Origin of the sequence: Paenibacillus solanacearum, from assembly GCF_910593845.1 — a bacterium.
GTDB lineage: Bacteria > Bacillota > Bacilli > Paenibacillales > NBRC-103111 > Paenibacillus_G > Paenibacillus_G solanacearum.
In genome coordinates, this window is sequence record NZ_CAJVAS010000040.1 from 1 (window position 1) to 18093 (window position 18093).

The following is an 18093-nucleotide window of genomic DNA, read 5'->3' on the forward strand; positions in this document are numbered from 1 at the left end:
AGTCGAGGATTGGATCTGAATCAAGATTTACAGGCTTACCAATTAACATTAATTAACATTGTGAACTCATTCACACCTTAATTATACCAAAATAACTGTCTTGACATCTTGTAGCACCATAAAAAAATGGAATAGATTACTTGGTGTGTTGAAGATACAACTTACATAGCGCCGAGGTTTTTTTAGATTATTTTTTAAAAGATAACAGTTGTTTCATCACTGATGACAATGTCTCGGTTGGATTTTCTACCTGACCAGAGCGCCAAGCGACAAAACCGTCTGGACGGATGAGTACGGCTCCACCTGCTGGGATCCGATAGATTTTGTGCCACTGGTTTTCATGATCTTGGAAGCTTCCTGTTTGACCAATGGTGAACATATCGATTGGGAGGTTGTTAAGTTCACCAGACACATATTGGGCTGTATGGATCCATGTACTGTGTTCATCGGCTAAAAGGACAAAGTTTTTGTTAAAAAGATCAATGGTGGAAATGAGACGTCCATTTTGTTCTAACCAGAGATGGGGTGCACGTGTGCCTGGTTTTCCATCAAGCAGTTCGACATAAGGCGATAAGCTGCTCTCTGAATCAAAGTGCTCAGCGATAACTGCTGATGATCGATATTGGTACCGCATAATGACATGATTATTGCTAGTAACGGGAGCTTCGCTCTCTTTTTTACTAACCATATTAAGCTGTCCTGTATTCGCGATCAGACCAGCCTGCTCAGTGGTAAAGTGAGAAACTGCTTTTCGTTCGATCTCATATGTGCTTAAGAGCTCCGGCGCGGCCATGCCTTTTAGAACAGCAGCCAATTTCCAAGCTAAATTATGTCCATCTGCAATCCCTGAGTTTCCGCCGAATCCTCCAGTAGGTGGCATAAGATGTGCCGCATCCCCGACTAGAAAGATACGACCGACTTGAAAACGATCCGCCACCTTTACCGCAGCTTCCCAAGGAAGGATACTGATTATCTCCACATCGAGCTCAGGATTCCCAACCGCCTTATGGATCAGTTGGATACAGCGATCATCAGGGAAATCGTTCAAGCTTTCTCCCTTGGTCGGATCGAAATTCACATGGAAGGTCCAAAGATCGTCATTATTGATCGATATCAATGTTCCGGTCGCCTCTGGATGGTTAATATTACAAATGCTAAACTCGCGCCCTTCGACGTAGGGTTTCAAATTGGCCCGGAAATACATGTTCATATTATAGCTAAGCGTTCCGCGTCCGCTCATTTGGATCCCTAATGCTTGACGAATCCGACTATTGGCACCATCAGCTGCGATCAAATATTGCGCGTAGATCGTTTCGTGAGTGCCTGTTTCACGATTCTGGATGATTGCTGAAACTCCTTGTTCATCCTGAGTAAACGAAACCAACTCCATATTAAATTGGATATGCGCTTGGCGTTCTTGAATCGCCTGCAACAAGATCGGTTCCATTAAATCTTGGGTCGTAAAACTACCACGTGTTGGGCTAAGTTGTTCATTCTCAGCGACAAGTTTTTGAATCAAGTCTTTCATGGTTGAGAAATCTGCTTCGAGCAATGTATTTGCTTGGAGCAAACCACCCCCGCCTTTCCCTAAGGCTGCACCTGCTGCACGAATTTGCTCTTCGATCTGAAAAGGGCGAAACAACTCCATCGACCGAGTATTGATCCCACGTGCTTTGGGATGAATGGATGTTCCTTTATGCCGCTCAATCAATCGATAATCAATGTTTTGATGACTTAAAAACAAGGCTGTTGATAAACCGACCAATCCTCCACCAACGATCAATACAGGAATTTGTTGTTGTATCATATGCTTTCCTCCATAGATTTAGTTCAACCAACTGAACGTTCGTTGAGTAAAATAGACAAAATAGAACAGGCCCTATACGTACCACATCTTGACATAGAAGTCGACCATTCGTTCCAGCTGTGCAGAGTCTCTCTCTTTGCCGAATAAAATATGCTGGAAAGCACCGATCGCCGCATGCGAGATTAGCTGGGACGCCGCCATCTCAAAATCCATCTGACGGATTTCGCCAAGCTCCGCCCGTCTCTTCAAAAAACTGACTAGTGCGTCGTAGGGCTGTTCCGCCATTCGATTTAACCATTCCAATTGCTCATGCTCTACCAAGTTACGTTCACGGAGCAAAATCTGAAAGTATTCCTTGTCCTTCATAATCCGTTCGTCGAAGCCGTGAATCGCATTCAGCAGCACTTCCCGTAGTGGCACATCTTCGCGGAATGTACTTGCAAATGACAAAAGAATGTTGGTCATCCGCTTCTCTTGTGCATTTTGCAATACAGCCTGTAAAATTTCCTGCTTTCCGCCGGGAAAATAATGATACGTGAGCGCCTCGGCCATGCCAATCTCTTTGTTCAATTCGCGCATGGAAGTCGCATGAAACCCCTTCTCCGCGAAAAGGCGCCTAGCGATATCGAGGATTTGCTGTCTCCTCTCTTCCGCCAAGAGATCACGGTTCGTTTTTCTTCCTGTGTTAGACACCACTCCCACTCCCTCTTTCACTAAACGTTCGTTGAGTTAATAATAAGATGTTACTTTTTTCATGTCAAGTGGTTTGTAGTCAAAATATCAATCGCTCATCTTCTTATGAGCGTTAAATATAGATTCAGTTCCATCTTAAGTATTCATAAAAATGGGCTTAGCAAACAGTTCTTCACCGCACTTGAAAGCTGCGTTTACATTCAAATAAAAAATCCCCAATTTATGGGGATCTCAAAGCACCTATGTGCATAATGCATCAAAATCAATTTCTGAGGCTTTAGAAACGTGAATACAAACGCCCCCGAGAGCTTCGTAGCTCCTCTGTGTCCGGATGTAGCTATCATCTTTTTCACCCACAAATACGAGTTTGGTCGGCCAAAGGCTGGCAGCCGTTTGAGGGAGATCGGCGTACCGCAAAGCGTTGATCACTTCCTTGAATAGCATGTTAGGCTTCCCGTCATCGGCAGCATCAAGTGTGCCAGGTGCATCCTGCAGAACAACCGCTTCAATGCCTCCATCCAGCAAAGCGGCATATAACGCGACAACGGCCATCTCTCCAGCTCCCGCAAGCACAATCCGCTTGGAATCAACGCCCGGCAAATTGCGCTGTGCCTCTATCCCGCGAAGCGTGTCCCATACACGCATCGAAGCAACGGTCCGACCAAGTAATGCGCTTGCACGCCGGATGTGCCAGTTCTGCTCTTGGCCCCACGCGGTATCCCCTGTACCTCGTGGATCTAATCGTGCCTTCAACCATCGCGGTGTAGCGGATTTCATCAGATCGAATGCTTGCTCCCCTTTTTCATCCCCGGTGGAGCGCAGATGTATTGCCAGAGGGCGGATTTGTTGTACGTCAGCAGGCAAAGTCATATCGGGATGGTTTCCACGGATTTCCCCCCATAGTTTCCAGTTTTCTTCGGATTCATAGGTGAATTTGAGCCTCCACCCCTGTTCGACTTTGCCCCAAATATGTTGCATAATCTCTGCTTTAGCACGATTCATGGCCACTGGGAAATGGCGGAATCCGTCTTGCTTCAGCTTCTGTATCAACTGCGTTTTATTAGTCTGGAATCCTTCCCGCGAATCTATGGCTTCCATTGCTGCAACAGGGATAAACCAATCCTGAACGGTTAAGGAGCGATCCGCAGCAGGGGGGCGGCCTTCATATGCAAGTAACTGCTTCTCCTCCAGCTGGACGCCATCGAAATCTTCAATTTCATCCGGCCTGACACTTTTGCCGGCCAGATGACATAAAAACCAACTGAACACATTTTGTCTCGATTCAGGCGTATATGCATGATTCGAGCGGTAGTCTAACAACCGCATGCGGTCTCCAACGCCTGCTGAATCGTACATCGTATATAGCTTGTCATACACTTGGCGAACGGAGTCAATCTGAAAGACATAATCGCGGTCAGGAGCCAAAATCAGTACTGGCCGCGGTGCGGCAAGCGCATATTGTTCGGTCAGCGACCATCCATAAGGGTTGTTCGGAAAGTTGCAATCACAATGTCCGTCTAATGTTCTTTCTCGAATATGTGATGCCTCGTGTCCTGTTCCCGATGAGGTGGCGATCGCCTTGACTCGCTCATCCGCACACATGGTCCACCAACTGATTGAACCGCCGCCAGAATGTCCGGTCACGCCCAAGCGGGTTGCATCCACATCTTGTCTGGCGCTGAGCAAGTCTAGCCCTCGAATCGCATTCCATACTTCAGTGGCAGTCGGCGTATAGCCCTTGCTAACCCACTGAAACCAGCCTCTTGCATATGTTCCATGATGTTCGCCATATACTTCGCCATACTGAACGGTATCGACAATAAGTGTAACAAACCCCAATTGAGCAAAGCGCCGCGCATGTTCTTGATACTGTACTTTCTGCGATTGGCTATGCCCGCAAACGTATAGAATGCCCGGAGCTCGCTCGGTTAACCCTTTCGGAATATACAAATTTCCGGCTACATACAGCTGGGGCAAACTCTCGTAGTACAATTTCTCAATGGTATGAGTCCCACAGTCAATCGTTCCGGTCACACGAACATTTAACGGAGTGCGTTCCGCTGCCAGATAAGTATCTATTCCGATTGCCTGGTGAAACAATGTTCTCCTTTCGTCGTTCCATGCCACTATTTCCGATTCACTTGCAAATATCGGAAGCGGTCTTTCGGAAAATTGTTCAGAAAGCGTATTCAAAAAATATTTCATATTCATGTCTCTATCCCCTTCTGGTTACGGATCAGCAGTTGTTCAGCTGCAGTATGAAACAGTTCATGATGCACATCAAGAATCTCGTCATAGTCGAAAACAGCAGCGGTAGCACCAACAACCCCATGGGGGCTTTCGAATAAAATCGGCAGATCGGCGCCGACATGGTACAACATGCTTTGTAAATTAAGCGCAGGCCGGGCCCTTTCAGCTAGAGCAGTCTCCAGTTCATCAGGAAGCAGAGCTGATTTGTACCCTCTTCGGGTAAGGCGCTCATAGAAAATTTGCGTGAAGTCGTTGATCCGCCGCTTCTCCAGCTGCGGCACATGCGCAGTCGGCAATACTCCGGGCGAGATTGAATAACTGTGAAGGTTGATCAGACAATCCGGACCTTCATCTGCTGCGAGGCGAAGCAATGCTTTCGTAGTCTCGCTCATCGGATCGGCCCAGTCATCATGCATCATATTCACACCGTTGTCGTCAAAGTAAGCTCCCAGCAGGCCGACATCGCCCCTCATCGGATGAATTTCCTTGCATGGTCGCCATCGGTAGAGGTCGCCGTCTTTTCGGGTGCCTTGCCCCCATCGCGTCATTTCGTCCTGTGGAAGCCCGCACCATCCTTGGTAGGGCACACGTGCCCTGCCGTCTGGATTGGCGAGCGGCACGACGATGATGCGAAGCTGCTTCAGCATGTCGGCCAATTCCGGCTGCAGTGTTCCCGTCAAGTCCAGACCGGTTTCAAGAATGCGAACGATCGACAACGCACCGATCATCCCCTCAACTTCATGCCCGTGAATTCCACCGATCATCATCAGCACGGGATGTCTCCGCTGGTTACGGTTGTAATAGGCTTGTGGGTTATTCGCCCCTAATGCTGAGTTATAGTTGGCGGTTCCTCTAAGTTCAGGCTCTGCCGTTCCATAATGAACGGCATACACCGGCCGGCCTCCGGGGGAAACGGACAAAAGCCGCGTCTCCCCTATGGAAACCCGCTCCAGCAACTCTCGATTGATATGCTCCCAATCGGAGTTCCACCACGTAGGGATGGGAACATCACTTTCTATTTTGTTATATGTGACTTGCATTCGTAACATCCCTTCTGTTATTTTTTAGCGTTTTTCGCCTGTTCGATTTTTTGATTCGCCTTGTCGGTGGCTTCGCGAAGCGCCGTGTTGATATCCTTCGTCCCGGTAATAACCTCATTTAGCACCGTATTCAGCTCGTTGTTCGCCGTGGTTAAATATTCAGAGATGTGAGTAGGCGTCTTATATTTGTTCGGCTCCATAAAGATTTTCAGGTTTTTGCCTTTGATGCCATCCGGAACTTGCTCGCCAAAAGCCTTTAGCATGGCCGCATTGTTCAGCGGCGTGAAGGAGCCCTGCTTCGATTTGGTCAATTGTATCTCCTCCGAAGTCATGAATGCGATGACGTCAAAGGCATCCTCCTTGTGCTGGCTCGTGGACGAAACGGCATAAATGTTCGGGTATGTCTGGACATTGCCAGGAGCCCCGGGCATGGTCGGAAATTGCGTGTAATCAAAGTTCATCCCCTCGAAACCGAATGTCAGGCTGAGGTCATTTGCGACGATCGGGGAGTACATGGCTGCAACCTTCTCTTTGCGGAACAGATCAAGTGCACCGGAGGTTCCAAGCTGAGCCACGGTTTTTTCGTTGCCTGGTATTTTAAACACATCGACAATCTGCGTTAAAAATCCAGACCAATTCGGGTTGGAGAAGTCCGCTTTGTCTGTGCCCTGAACCGTATGTTCCAGCGCATAGGGATTGCGAATCATAAAGTTCACCGGGGCGAATGCCGAGCCGTGATACTGGACTCCTCCCTCGGTCCGGGAGAGCTTTTTACTCAAGTCCATGAATTGCTCCCAGGTCATATGATCCGGAGGGTAAGGAAGGCCGAACTTGTCAAAGATATCTTTATTGTAAACGAGGTACGTCCCCCCGGCGTCAACCGGCAGCCCGTAAATCTTGCCTCCGCCCAGCGTTTTGATGAGCTCGATGGAAGAAGGATCGAGTTTGTTCAAGTCGTATTTCTTTTGCGAAATCAGATCGCTGATGTCTGTTTGGAGTTTGTTGGCCAGCAAACCGCTGTGAAAAGTAGCCTGGGAGGTGATGATGATGTCCATTGGATCATTGCTGATGATTGCTTGGGTCAGGGGACGAGAGGTGTTGGTGAAATACTCGACTTTCTGGATGTGGGGGAACTTCTGTTGAATCAATTTGCCGTACGTTGCCATGAAATCTTCCGGGGTAGGGCTTCCAGAATATATATTTTGTATATAAAGCGTAATCGGTTCCTTCGGCTTGGACTGAACCTGCTGTTGTTCCTTCGTGCCTGATCCTTGGTCTAGGGCTTGCTTGTTCGATTCTCCTGATCCGTCACATGCCGTTAAGCCCAGCAGGACGGTTGCCACGATGATAGACAATATTGACTTTTCCATGGATATTTCCCCCTTTTCACACCATGATTTCACTCGAGTGAAATATAACTAAATTGTATTACCTTCTAATCCGTTCTGTCAACTGAATTCCTCAACCTAAAGAAACCTTTTTTCTTGCGTGAAGCTCTGCCAATGATGACGGGACGTATAAGGTCTGGGCTGCGCGTTCGAACTCGGTAAATGGAGGATTAACGGAGTATATAGTGGATGACACGTTCGATCGCGCTGCTACTGCAAATCCCCTCCGATTGGGATGTGGAGATCGGAACGATCGGAACGGTCATCGCTCAGTCCTTGCCCGGGCGGGGCTCTTCTATTGCCTGGGGCAAAACGGTTAACGGGGAGCTGTAGATTTCCTGACTATGATGTCGTAATCCAGCGTATAGGCCGTGGCAGGCAGCTCGCTTTGACGGATTCGCCGGATCAGCAGTTCAGCTAGCTTCGAACCTGACTGCTTCATCGGGGAGCGCATCGTGGTTAACTGGGGAATGCCGAGGCTTGCGTTCAAATCGTCAAAGCCAGCCAGCGATATTGTACCGGGTACATCAATTCGTTTATCCTTCAACGCATGTAAGATTCCGAGCGCGAAGTTATCATTGACACCGATAAGCGCTGTCGGTTGGTCCAAACGGTCCCATGCCTTGTGAATCCTTTCGTAAGCAAGCATCATCTCGTCCCCCGGCGCATGGGACAAAGGCTTGTCTTCAGCGATCACGCGAGGGGCCAATGCGTGTTTTTTCATCGCATCCAAATATCCGTGCAGGCGTCCCTCCGGCGTTCCTTTGATATCTGCATATGTTACAAACACGATACCTCGATGACCCTCCGCAATCATATGCTCTGTCAGATCGCATCCGGCCTTGTAATGATTGAAGCTCACCCGATCGATCCCGTATGGGACGAAGTCCCGCTCCAGTGTATTGACCGCAATGCCATCTTCCAAAAAATCTGATACATATTCATATAGATCGGCGGTCGCTGCCGCGGAAATAAAAGTCGCGCCGGAAACCCTCTGCTGCTTTAGAAGCTCGATGGCATTCGCCAAATCGTTTTGATTTCGATTCACGTAAAATATAATCGTACTGTAATGATACTCCATGGCTGTCTGTTGAAAGGCTTCAACAAGAGGGGCGTAAATCCCGCGGCGGAAATCGGCCATAATGAGTCCGAGCACCGCATTTTTTCTCGTCTGCAAGCTGCTGGCGAAACTGTCCTTACGATAGCCGAGCTCATCCGCTGCTTGCTGGACCTTTTCGATCGTTTTGAGGGATACACCGGGTGCCCCGGTCAACGCTTTTGAAACGGTTGTCCGGTCAATATTTAAAAAATCGGCGATATCCTTCATTGTAATTTTTTTTTTCAAATCCCTCTCTACTCCTCCCGGCAGATGCCGTTAGATTCACTTCACTAGTATATCATGTACAGCAACAATTCCCGCCTGCATAAGAATCCGTTTGCTTTCTGAGGGAGAGTGGTTCCTCGGTACCGGCTGCCTTAGGCATTCTTGTCACGGAAAACGTCTCGGCCTAATAACAATAGGCCTGTCTCAAATTAGAGACAGGCCCACTGTTTATACGCCGGTCAAAAGGCTTCGGCACTCCTAACCGTTAACGCTAGCTGTATTACGACACATTTGATTCACAGCACTAAACAAAGCTTTTATAGACGAGGTCATTATATCGACATCAATGCCGCAGCCCCAATATACGTTACCGTCTGAAGCTGTAATACCGATATAAGAAATAGCTTGTGATTTGGAGCCAGTTTCCAGGGCATGCTCATAATAGAACAAATCGGTATAGTCTATTCTAAGATGAGTTTGGAGCGCATTACTGATTGCATCAAGTCTTCCGTTTCCGGTGCCTGCAATTTCCTTGACTTCGTTGTCAGATCGTATAGTGACTATGGTTTGAAAATCTTCATTGTCCGTAAAACGGTATTTGACAAACCCGACAGGATTATTGATATTCACATATTCTTTCATGAAAATATCGTATATTTCATCAGGCATCAGTTCCTTTTGTTGCTGATCCGATACGTTTTTAACGCAGTATCCGAAATTTTCGCGCATTTTCGCCGGGAGATTGAGTCCGTATTTAAGCTGCAGAATGTACCCGATCCCACCTTTGCCGGACTGGCTGTTAATGCGAATAATATCGCCTTCATACTCCCTACCGATGTCCTTGGGGTCAATCAGCAGATAAGGGACCGACCAATTACGGGGTTCCTCGTCCTCCCGCCATTTCATTCCTTTAGCAATGGCATCCTGATGCGAACCGGAGAAAGCGGTGAAAACAAGCTCGCCGCCGTAAGGATGTCTTTCGCTTACTCTCATTTTGGTCAAACGCTCATAAACGGAGATGATCGCAGGGATGTTCTCAAAGTTGAGCTTCGGGTCTACCCCGTGGGAGTACATATTAAGAGCAAGTGTGACAATATCTACGTTCCCCGTTCTTTCCCCATTTCCGAACAATGTGCCTTCAACGCGTTGAGCCCCGGCCAGTACCCCCAGTTCCGCATCCGCCACACCGGTTCCCCTGTCGTTATGCGGATGAAGCGACAAAATAACATGCTCCCGGAAATTCAAGTGCTCGCTCATATACTCGATTTGGCTAGCATAGATGTGAGGCATCGACATGGATACCGTTGCAGGAAGATTGATGATGACCGGGTTCTCTGCGGTCGGCTGCCATACATCGAGAACGCTATTGCAGATGTCCAGCGCAAAATCGATCTCTGTACCTGTGAAGCTTTCCGGTGAATATTGGAAATGAAAATTACCTTCTGTTTCTTCAGCACACTGCTTGAGCAGTTTAGCGCCGCTCACAGCGATGTCGATAATTTCTTCTTTGGATTTGCGAAATACCTGTTCTCGCTGCGCCACGGATGTCGAGTTATACAAATGTACTACGGCTTTTTTCGCACCTTTAAGGGCTTCAAAGGTTTTTCGGATAATATGCTCTCTCGATTGGGTGAGTACTTGGATCGTTACATCATTAGGGATCAAGTCCGTCTCGATCAATGTGCGCAAGAAGGCAAATTCGGTTTCCGACGCCGCGGGAAAACCAACTTCGATTTCCTTAAAACCAATATCTACAAGCAATTTGAAGTATTCCAGTTTTTCCTCCAAATTCATCGGAACAATTAATGCCTGATTTCCATCGCGAAGGTCGACGCTGCACCAAGTCGGTGCCTCCGTAATATATTCCTTCCGGGTCCAATTCAAGCTTGTCTCTGCCGGCATAAAATATCCTCTTGCATACTTTTCAACATTTTTCATGGGTATCTTCCTTCCAGCAATTTCTGCTTGATTTATCGAAAATCGGACGAAACAAAAAAAGCCCTTCATCTCCATAAACAGAGACGAAAGACTTTGACATCTTACGCGGTACCACTCCGAATTCATGCCATAGCCGGCATGCACTCTGCGGATAAGGCTGCAAAAAAAGGCAACCTTGTATCCTCCTGTTGATAACGGTCAGGCTCCGGCTCCACTTACTTTAATTGGTTCAGTGAGCAACTCCAAGGTGAGTTCCGATTTTCTCCACGGCTGTTTCGCACCGTCCAACAGCTCTCTGTTCGCTTAGATAAACCGTACTATTCCTTCTCAACGTAATTAAAATATTAGGGTTAATAATAAATCACTTAAACTTTGGTGTCAAGTGTGTTAATCCAATTTTTTTCTTGAACCACGATGTCCTTTAGTTCAATCAGAGTCTTGATTCGATAGCTGGCCTGTGAGAAGTCATGTGTTTTTGTGAAGTCGTTATGGACAATAGCACAATCGATACCAGCCGCCACGGCTGAGTTCAACCCTCTGTTTGAATCCTCTACAACCAGGGTCTCTTCTTTGGCAGCTCCGAAGCGCCTTAGGCCGGTCAGGTAGGGTTCCGGGTGCGGCTTGGCGTGCTCGTAGTCTTCGCGAACAAGGACAAAATCCATGAATTGTATAATCTGGCGTTTCTCATGAATCAGTTGAAAATCCGCACGTTTTGCAGTCGTCACGATGGCCATGCGGACGTACTTTGACAGTTCGGCTAAAGTTTCAACGACGCCTTCAATCTCTATGGCTTCTGTTCTTAAATATTCCTGATAATAGACGTTGCGGACCTCACGCTGCTTATTGATGGTCTGTTCATCAATACCTGCCGCCCTCGCTTGGGACCAAGTGCCGAATGACTGGGTCATGTCGCGGAGGTATTGATCTTTATCCAAGGTAAATCCAATGTCAGCCAGAGCGCGTTCTCCCGCTTTGTAATACCAGAATTCCGTATCAACCAGCACACCATCATGATCGAACAGTATGTACTTTTTCATTGTTTCGTTCCCCTTTGTAGCTGCAGCAACCATGAGTGCCATCACGCGCCGTTGATCACCGGAATTTCTTGACACAAATATACCCTCAATCTATTTGAAAGTCTAGAAAAAACTAGAAATGAGTTGAGGGTAGTACGGAGCAGCAGCAAGCCTACTTCATCAGCTCGGCCAGCTTCTTGTCCGCCTTCTCCTGCGCTTCCCGGAGCGCGGTATTGACATCCTTCTTGTTTATGGCAATTTCCGGGCGGATGGCGCGAATAATCGGCTGAATATCCTTGTCGTACAAATTGGGCACCGAAATCGGCGACGATTTGAATTTGAAGATGGCCGCCGTATTTTTCCCTTGGAGCCCGGGTCTTTGCGAGCCGAACTGCTTCACGATATCCGGGTCGTTCAGCACCGTAATCCGGCCGTAGGCGCTTTGCAACGCCTGCGCCTCCCTGGACGTAAGCGCCTTAATGACCTCCATCGCCTGCTCCTTGTTCTTGCTCTGCTGCGAAACGAACAGCATATGCGTTACGCCGTGGCGCCCCATCCCCGCTTTATCCGGAAAGTTCGGAATCGTCACCAAATCCCATTTCGGCCCGATCCCCTTCTCCTCGCCCGTAATCAAATCGTCCACCATCTTGACCATCCATTCGGTGATCATTGCCACATTGCGGTCCTTCATAAAGCCGTCGGGGCCGTAGTTCCACTTATTGTTCGGACCTACGAAGCCCGGCTGCTCGTAAACTTGCTTCATCAGCTCGAACACCTTTTTATAGACGGGGTCGTCGATCACCGCCTTGTTCGTTTTCGGATCGACATATGGCAGCGTATATGGACTCGCGATGACGTCCGGAAAGCCCGGCTCCCAGCCGATATAAGAAACGCCGTCCTGCTCCCGGGTCATTTTGCGCGAAAGCTCCAGCACCTCGTCCCAGGTCATGCTGTCCTTCGGATAAGCGATGCCGAACTTGTCGAATAGTTCTTTGTTGTAAAATAACGCGCCGACATTCCGGTTGAACGGAACCCCTGTCATTTTTTTATCCGGATCGAGCTTGCGTACGGCCTCCACCGTTTCCGGCACGAAGGCGCCGAGATCGAGATTGCTTTTTTTGATCAAATCGGTCATATCGAATGGCAAGTTCAACTGCTTCAGCGGCATGTAGAAGTCGGTGTCTGTATACACGATGTCGGGAATGACGCCGGAAGCCACGATGTCCCCCGCCGTCCCCTGCAGCCTCTCCAAAGTAACGTAAGGCAGCTTCTCCTTTAAAAAGTTGACAAAATACCGCTCATATTCAATATCGGTCAGCTTTCCCCCGCTGAGCAAAAATTTGAGCGTGACCGGCTCCGGCACGGCCGTATTCGAGGCAACTGCTGTATCTGTCTGCTGTGCCTTCGGCTGGTCCGGCTTATCGGCCCCGGAGCAGCCGGCGAGCACGGCGAGCAGCGACGGCACAAGCATAACCACTGTCGTTTTATTCAAAGTGGACATAGGTGACCCTCCTTGTACATTTCTTTGCTCATCTTTTCAATTTTTCATATAATGAAAGCAACCTGCAATGAAATGGGAGAACATATGACACTTCGTGCTGAACGGATCAAGGAGATTATCGAGATTGTAAGAAGAGACAAAGCGGCTTCGGTGAACAAATTGGCCGAAATTTTCGGCGTTCACCCGACGACCATCCGCCGCGATTTGGCCGAAATTGAGGAAAGAGGCTTGCTGCAGCGCACATACGGCGGCGCCATCGAAGAGGAAATTACGATCGAGCCCCCCTTCTCGGAAAGAGTGTCCGGACAATATGCGGAGAAGGAGCGGATTGGGAGGGCGGCTGCCGGGCTGGTTCAGGACGGCGAGCATATCATAATCGATTCGGGTACGACGACGCTGCATATTGCCAGGCATCTGCACAACCGGAAAGAGCTCACCGTCATTACCAACGATATGAACATCGCTTCGGAGCTGAAGGACGCACCGGGCGTAGATGTCATCGTGACCGGCGGGTCACTCAGACGCGGCACCTACATGCTCAACGGGATGTTCACTCAAAGTATTTTACATAACGTCCACGTGCAAAAAGCGTTTATCGGCATCCCGGCGGTCCATCCCATTCACGGCATAACCCATCCGGAAATCGAGTTCGTGCTGACCAAGCAGCTGATGATCAAGGCGGCCCGGCAAGTCATCGTTACCGCCGACCATACGAAGTTAAGCAAACTATCGCTGCACTCGGTCGCACCGGTACATGCCATCCATACGCTCGTGACCGACGACGAGGCGCCTGAAGCGCAGCTGCAGCTGTTTCAGGCGGCCGACGTCGAAGTGATCAAAGCATAGCTTTGCCAGCGAGCGGGTCGCCTAGCGACTCCTGCCAATCCGCCAGCAGATGCGACAGCTCCGCAATTTGTCCGAAGTAGTCCGGGTGCGTCGCCAAATCAGTCGTTTCCCAAGGATCGTCCTTATGGTTAAACAGCTGGATGCGGTTCGTTCCGCCCCCTCGTTCGGACCGGTAATAGCGAATCAGTTTGAACGTGTCGGTTTTTACCATCCGCTGCACATCCTTGTAGATGGCAAATACGCTGCCGTAATGCTCGCCGCCCTCTCCGCGCATGAGCGGAACCATGCTTTTGCCGTCCACGGTGCCAGGAACCGCAATATCCGACAGCGCGCACAATGTCGGGAAAATATCCATTTGCGACGTAAGTGCCTCCACCTTAACGCCTTTGGCTACGCCCGGCCCGCGGAAAATGAGCGGAATACGGACGCTCGGATCGTACAGATTTTGCTTGCCCATCAGCCCGTGCTGCCCGAGCGACAGCCCGTGATCCGACGTGTAAACGACGATCGTGTCGTCGCCCAGCCCCTTTCTTTCAAGCGCATCGAGCACGCGCCCGATTTCCGCATCCATATGGCTGATCATCGCGTAATATTCCGAGATGTGCCGGCATATTTCCTGCGGATCTCGCGGCAGCTTAGCCAGCGCTTCGTCGCGCACGAACATTTCCCCGTTGTCGAACGGATGCACCGGCATGAAGTTGCGCGGCAGCGGAATGTCGGCCGGGTCGTACATGTCGTAATACTCCTGCGGGCAAGTTTTCGGATCATGCGGCGAGGTGAAGGCGATGTACAGGAAAAAAGGATCATCCCCGTCGTATTCCTCAATGAACCGGATGCCCGCGTCGCAGAAAATGTTTGTCGCATGCTCGTCATGCACGACGGCGTCCTCCGGCGGATAGCTCCCGGCCTCGTTGAACCGGTGGAGCGGCATTTCGTATTGCGGAGCCATGCCGCTGAACAATATTTTGTCTCCCCCGGTAAAGCCTTTGATAAAGCTCGCCTTGTCGTTATGCCATTTGCCCGTCGCGTAAGTCGCATAACCCGTCTGCTTCAGCAGTTCGGGCATAAACGCGAGCTCGGGGTTGATCGTCGTATGGTTGATATGCGGAAGATCGAAGCGGGCCTCCGGCTCGCCGGACACTGCCTTGAACACGTGAGCACCGGTATGGACGCAGGCCCGGGTCGGTGTGCACACCGCCTTGTATTGCCCGCCCATAATATGGGTGTTCAAAAAAGCGGTCCCCCCCGCGGCCAGCCGGTCGAAATTCGGGGTAATGACGTGCTTGTTGTGAAGCGAATGGATATCGCTGTAGCGGTGATCGTCTGCAATCATAAATACGATGTTCGGTCTTTTGCTCATCTGTCATCTTCTCTCCTTATACGTGATGTACGCCAAAATTACACCTGAATAAAGCTCCTGGGCGCCGGTTCAAGTCATGGTTACGTTATTTTCATATGATTCGGACTCGTTTGGCTTGCGACCAAGCGTTGCAGCAGCCTGTCTTTCAAAGCCTGCAGCGCAGGCGCATATTCCGGATGACCGATCAGATTCTCCCGCTCGTCGGGGTCCTCGGCCAAATGGAACAGCATATAAGGCTCGCCGTCCTTGTTGACCGCCAGCTTCCATTCCGGCGTCTGGATCATTAGCTCGTTATGAATTTCACAAAGCGCCTCCTCACGATGCACACGATCCGGCTGGCGCAGCACGTCCATCAGCGATTTGCCGAACTGCTGGGCAAACCGGCCGCCCAGATCGGCTCCGGCCAGCTCGCACAAGGTCGGGCCGACGTCGAACCATTCCACCATGCTGCTGTGCCGCCTGCCGCCCTGCGAAGTGTTCTCCGTCTCTGGCAGCCGGACAATCAAAGGCACCTTGACCGCGCTGTTATAAAAGTTTTCCTTATAAATGAGACCATGGTCGCCGTTCATCTCGCCGTGATCGGACACGAAGACGACCGCTGTATGCTCCCATTCCCCGCGGTCCTTCAGCACCTGAATGATTTCCCCGATCTGCTCGTCGATCAGCGTGATGTTGCCGGCATAGTTCGCCCGCATCCGGGCGATTTCTTCCTCTGTCGCCTGCGGCGAATGGGCGTTGCCCGGCTCGTACAGACGGTCCAGAAAGCCGCTCGGCCGTGGCGTGGTCCGGGGAGCGCGCGGAATCGCCTGCGGCATCGCCTCAGGGGCGTACATCGAGGCGTACGGCTCGGGCGCATCCCATGGCTCGTGCGGGCCGCCGAAGCTGACCATGCACAACCACGGCTTGGTGTCATCATAGCTTTGCAAATACCGCTTCGCCTGCTGGCCAACGTACACATCGGCGTAATGCTCGAACGGTAGTACCGAAGGCTTGGCAAGATACGGCTTGCCGGCGAATCTTTGCTCGAAATCGCGCGTATATTCGCTCCACAAACCGGCCTTTTCCCACTGCTCGGTCATATTGCAGCGGACGTGCATGCTGCGGCGCGGGCCGGGAATTTCGTCCACATCGTCGAAGCCGTAGGCGTTCATGTAGGATACCCGTTCGCGCAAATCGCCTTCGTGGCGATGCCAGTGGCTTTTGCCGATCAGGCACGTGCGGTAGCCGGCGTCCCGGATTGCCTTCATCCACGTGTCGGCGTCCAAGGCGAGATCGTGCCGGATGTTTCCCCATACTCCGGTATTATGGGGGTACAGCCCGGTGGCGAACGACAGTCTTGCCGGAATGCAAACCGGAGAATTCGTAAGGCAGTTATCGAACAGAACGCCCTCGTCGGCCAGCCGGTCGAGGACAGGCGTATGCGCCCATCCTCCCGTTTTGCCGAGTCCGTCCCATCTCCATTGATCAACCATGATTAAAAGAAGATTGCTGCGCTTCAAACGGAACTCCTCCTCTTTTCTGCTGCCGGCAGTCAGCTGCCGTAGGTCCAATGGATGTTGTTGTCACGCAGCTCGCTGATGTCGACGCGACGGTCGACCGGCGCCTTGCGCTCAGGCGCGGGCACAATCGCGGGCACGGCTTCTCCCGCCTCGACCATCCGGGCGAGCAGCCGCTCCCTCAGTTCCTCCGTCACCGCTTGGTAATACGGCACGCCGATCAAATTGTTCAGTTCATACGGGTCTGCGTGCAAATCGTACAAAAACTCCTCCTCAAACGTGTCCGACCGGGATTCGTGCCAGCCGCTAACCCCTGCGGCCACGACGCTATATTTCCACCGGTCGGTGCGGATGGCGCGGGCCAGCTTATCCTCGCTGATCTGCACGAACACCTCCTTGTTCCATTCCACCGGCTGCTTGCGGCTTAACGGGACAATCGAGCGCCCCATCATGTGCCCGGGAACGGGAATGCCAGCCGCATCGAGCAGTGTCGGAGGCAAATCGATCAGGCTGACCAGCTCGTCGATTTGCCCGCCGCCGTTAAAGCCCGGCCCGATCAGCGCCGTCGGCACGCGGATCGAGCTGTCGTGGCAGGAGCGCTTGTACTCGGCATTGCGCGTCTTGAAATGGCAGCCGTGATCGGATGAGAACAACACAATCGTGTCGTCCGCGAGCTTCAGGCTTTTCAACGCATCCAGCAGCCGGCCGAGCGCCTCGTCGAGCTTCTTGACCATGCCGAAATATCCGGGCGAATGGCGGGCGGAGCTGCCTCCGAGCTCGGCCAGATCGGGCGGCAGCCATTTGCCGATCAGTCCGCTTTCGTAACCGTCGGGCGCCGGATAGTTGTCCAGATGGTTTTGATGATGCGGCTCAAGATAGGAGATGAACAGGAAGAACGGCTCGTTCCGCTTGTCGGCGACATACCGGATCGCGGCGTCGGTCATCGCATCCACCCGGTAGCCCGGCAGGCTGACTGGCTCCATGTCATTGTCGTACAAGACGGTGTCGTAAGCGTCGGACGAATATTCCAGCACGTTGGAGGCGAGCCAATATTCGTACCCGCCCCGCCCTGTTTCCGGTACCGGATCCGACTCGGCCAGATGCCATTTGCCGATATACCCGGTCGTATAGCCGTGCTCGCGGAAATAATGGGCCAATGTTTTGGAATCCGGCGGCAGCGGAATATTGTTGCGGTAGCAGCCGGATTGCGTCGCATACAGGCCCGTCTGCAGGCAGGAGCGGGCAGGACCGCACACCGGCTGGCACGTAAACGAATTGAACACGTGGGTTCCCCGCTTCGCCATCCGGTCGAAGTTCGGCGTCAGCCCCAGCGGGTTGCCGTGCGCGCCGGTCGTGTCCCATCGCTGCTGATCGGTAAAAAAGACGATGACGTTCGGTCGTTTGCTCTCGATTCGCTTCATATCCTGATTGGAC

At 51.0% G+C, this 18093-nt stretch carries 14 protein-coding genes and 1 other annotated feature; of the genes, 2 read left to right on the forward strand and 12 right to left on the reverse strand.

What is annotated here, in order from left to right; all coding sequences use genetic code 11:
• Positions 1–187: 187 nt before the first annotated feature.
• The 5 genes from KXG62_RS27355 to KXG62_RS27375 form a co-directional block, all read right to left on the reverse strand.
• Positions 188–1807: an FAD-dependent monooxygenase gene (locus KXG62_RS27355; RefSeq protein WP_218095204.1), complete on the reverse strand. Its 1620-nt coding sequence runs from the start codon at positions 1805–1807 to the stop codon at positions 188–190.
• A gap of 72 nt (positions 1808–1879) precedes the next feature.
• Positions 1880–2500 (reverse strand): TetR/AcrR family transcriptional regulator, encoded by a 621-nt coding sequence (locus KXG62_RS27360; protein WP_218095205.1) that lies wholly within the window; start codon positions 2498–2500, stop codon positions 1880–1882.
• Between the two features lie 240 nt (positions 2501–2740).
• Entirely contained in the window at positions 2741–4711 is a 1971-nt protein-coding gene (locus KXG62_RS27365; RefSeq protein ID WP_218095206.1) for a dienelactone hydrolase family protein, read from the reverse strand.
• A complete protein-coding gene (locus KXG62_RS27370; protein ID WP_218095207.1) occupies positions 4708–5790 on the reverse strand; it encodes a M14 family zinc carboxypeptidase in 1083 nt (360 codons plus the stop codon). Before KXG62_RS27370 ends, KXG62_RS27365 begins: the two co-directional genes overlap by 4 nt.
• 17 nt (positions 5791–5807) lie before the next feature.
• Entirely contained in the window at positions 5808–7160 is a 1353-nt protein-coding gene (locus tag KXG62_RS27375) for an ABC transporter substrate-binding protein (RefSeq protein WP_218095208.1), read from the reverse strand.
• Positions 7161–7367: 207 nt separating this feature from the next.
• Between KXG62_RS27375 and KXG62_RS27380 the strand changes: the two genes are divergently transcribed.
• Complete coding sequence (locus tag KXG62_RS27380) at positions 7368–7511, forward strand: hypothetical protein (protein ID WP_218095209.1); 144 nt, start codon at positions 7368–7370, stop codon at positions 7509–7511.
• Here the strand turns inward: KXG62_RS27380 and KXG62_RS27385 are convergent.
• The 4 genes from KXG62_RS27385 to KXG62_RS27400 form a co-directional block, all read right to left on the reverse strand.
• On the reverse strand, positions 7495–8523 hold the full coding sequence (locus KXG62_RS27385) for a LacI family DNA-binding transcriptional regulator (RefSeq protein WP_218095210.1): 1029 nt from the start codon (positions 8521–8523) through the stop codon (positions 7495–7497). The genes KXG62_RS27380 and KXG62_RS27385 overlap by 17 nt on opposite strands.
• Positions 8524–8760: 237 nt before the next feature.
• Entirely contained in the window at positions 8761–10440 is a 1680-nt protein-coding gene (gene leuA / locus KXG62_RS27390; protein ID WP_218095211.1) for a 2-isopropylmalate synthase, read from the reverse strand.
• A gap of 76 nt (positions 10441–10516) precedes the next feature.
• Positions 10517–10780: a binding site (T-box leader), on the reverse strand.
• A 25-nt stretch (positions 10781–10805) separates the two neighbouring features.
• On the reverse strand, positions 10806–11477 hold the full coding sequence (locus KXG62_RS27395) for an HAD family hydrolase (RefSeq protein WP_218095212.1): 672 nt from the start codon (positions 11475–11477) through the stop codon (positions 10806–10808).
• A gap of 151 nt (positions 11478–11628) precedes the next feature.
• Entirely contained in the window at positions 11629–12957 is a 1329-nt protein-coding gene (locus KXG62_RS27400; RefSeq protein ID WP_218095213.1) for an ABC transporter substrate-binding protein, read from the reverse strand.
• An 84-nt stretch (positions 12958–13041) separates the two neighbouring features.
• On the opposite strand from KXG62_RS27400, the gene KXG62_RS27405 reads away from it, so the two are divergent.
• Positions 13042–13803 (forward strand): DeoR/GlpR family DNA-binding transcription regulator, encoded by a 762-nt coding sequence (locus KXG62_RS27405; RefSeq protein WP_218095214.1) that lies wholly within the window; start codon positions 13042–13044, stop codon positions 13801–13803.
• On the opposite strand, the gene KXG62_RS27410 is transcribed toward KXG62_RS27405, so the two are convergent.
• The 3 genes from KXG62_RS27410 to KXG62_RS27420 all read right to left on the reverse strand — a co-directional run bounded on the left by KXG62_RS27410 (position 13793) and on the right by KXG62_RS27420 (position 18080).
• Entirely contained in the window at positions 13793–15163 is a 1371-nt protein-coding gene (locus KXG62_RS27410) for a sulfatase family protein (protein ID WP_218095215.1), read from the reverse strand. The genes KXG62_RS27405 and KXG62_RS27410 overlap by 11 nt on opposite strands.
• A gap of 80 nt (positions 15164–15243) precedes the next feature.
• The gene (locus KXG62_RS27415; protein WP_218095216.1) at positions 15244–16662 is read right to left on the reverse strand and encodes a sulfatase family protein; all 1419 of its coding nucleotides are present in this window, start codon (positions 16660–16662) and stop codon (positions 15244–15246) included.
• 32 nt (positions 16663–16694) lie between these two features.
• Positions 16695–18080, reverse strand: a complete 1386-nt coding sequence (locus tag KXG62_RS27420) for a sulfatase family protein (RefSeq protein WP_218095217.1) — start codon at positions 18078–18080, stop codon at positions 16695–16697.
• Positions 18081–18093: the final 13 nt, after the last annotated feature.

Bases quoted from the DNA above. Each gene is read 5' to 3' on its own strand.
- KXG62_RS27420 (WP_218095217.1), bottom strand. From the start codon at position 18,080: ATGAAGCGAATCGAGAGCAAACGACCGAACGTCATCGTCTTTTTTACC.
- KXG62_RS27395 (WP_218095212.1), bottom strand. From the start codon at position 11,477: ATGAAAAAGTACATACTGTTCGATCATGATGGTGTGCTGGTTGATACG.
- leuA (WP_218095211.1), bottom strand. From the start codon at position 10,440: ATGAAAAATGTTGAAAAGTATGCAAGAGGATATTTTATGCCGGCAGAG.
- KXG62_RS27380 (WP_218095209.1), top strand. From the start codon at position 7,368: ATGACACGTTCGATCGCGCTGCTACTGCAAATCCCCTCCGATTGGGAT.
- KXG62_RS27410 (WP_218095215.1), bottom strand. From the start codon at position 15,163: ATGAGCAAAAGACCGAACATCGTATTTATGATTGCAGACGATCACCGC.
- KXG62_RS27400 (WP_218095213.1), bottom strand. From the start codon at position 12,957: ATGTCCACTTTGAATAAAACGACAGTGGTTATGCTTGTGCCGTCGCTG.
- KXG62_RS27355 (WP_218095204.1), bottom strand. From the start codon at position 1,807: ATGATACAACAACAAATTCCTGTATTGATCGTTGGTGGAGGATTGGTC.
- KXG62_RS27405 (WP_218095214.1), top strand. From the start codon at position 13,042: ATGACACTTCGTGCTGAACGGATCAAGGAGATTATCGAGATTGTAAGA.
- KXG62_RS27370 (WP_218095207.1), bottom strand. From the start codon at position 5,790: ATGCAAGTCACATATAACAAAATAGAAAGTGATGTTCCCATCCCTACG.
- KXG62_RS27375 (WP_218095208.1), bottom strand. From the start codon at position 7,160: ATGGAAAAGTCAATATTGTCTATCATCGTGGCAACCGTCCTGCTGGGC.
- KXG62_RS27365 (WP_218095206.1), bottom strand. From the start codon at position 4,711: ATGAATATGAAATATTTTTTGAATACGCTTTCTGAACAATTTTCCGAA.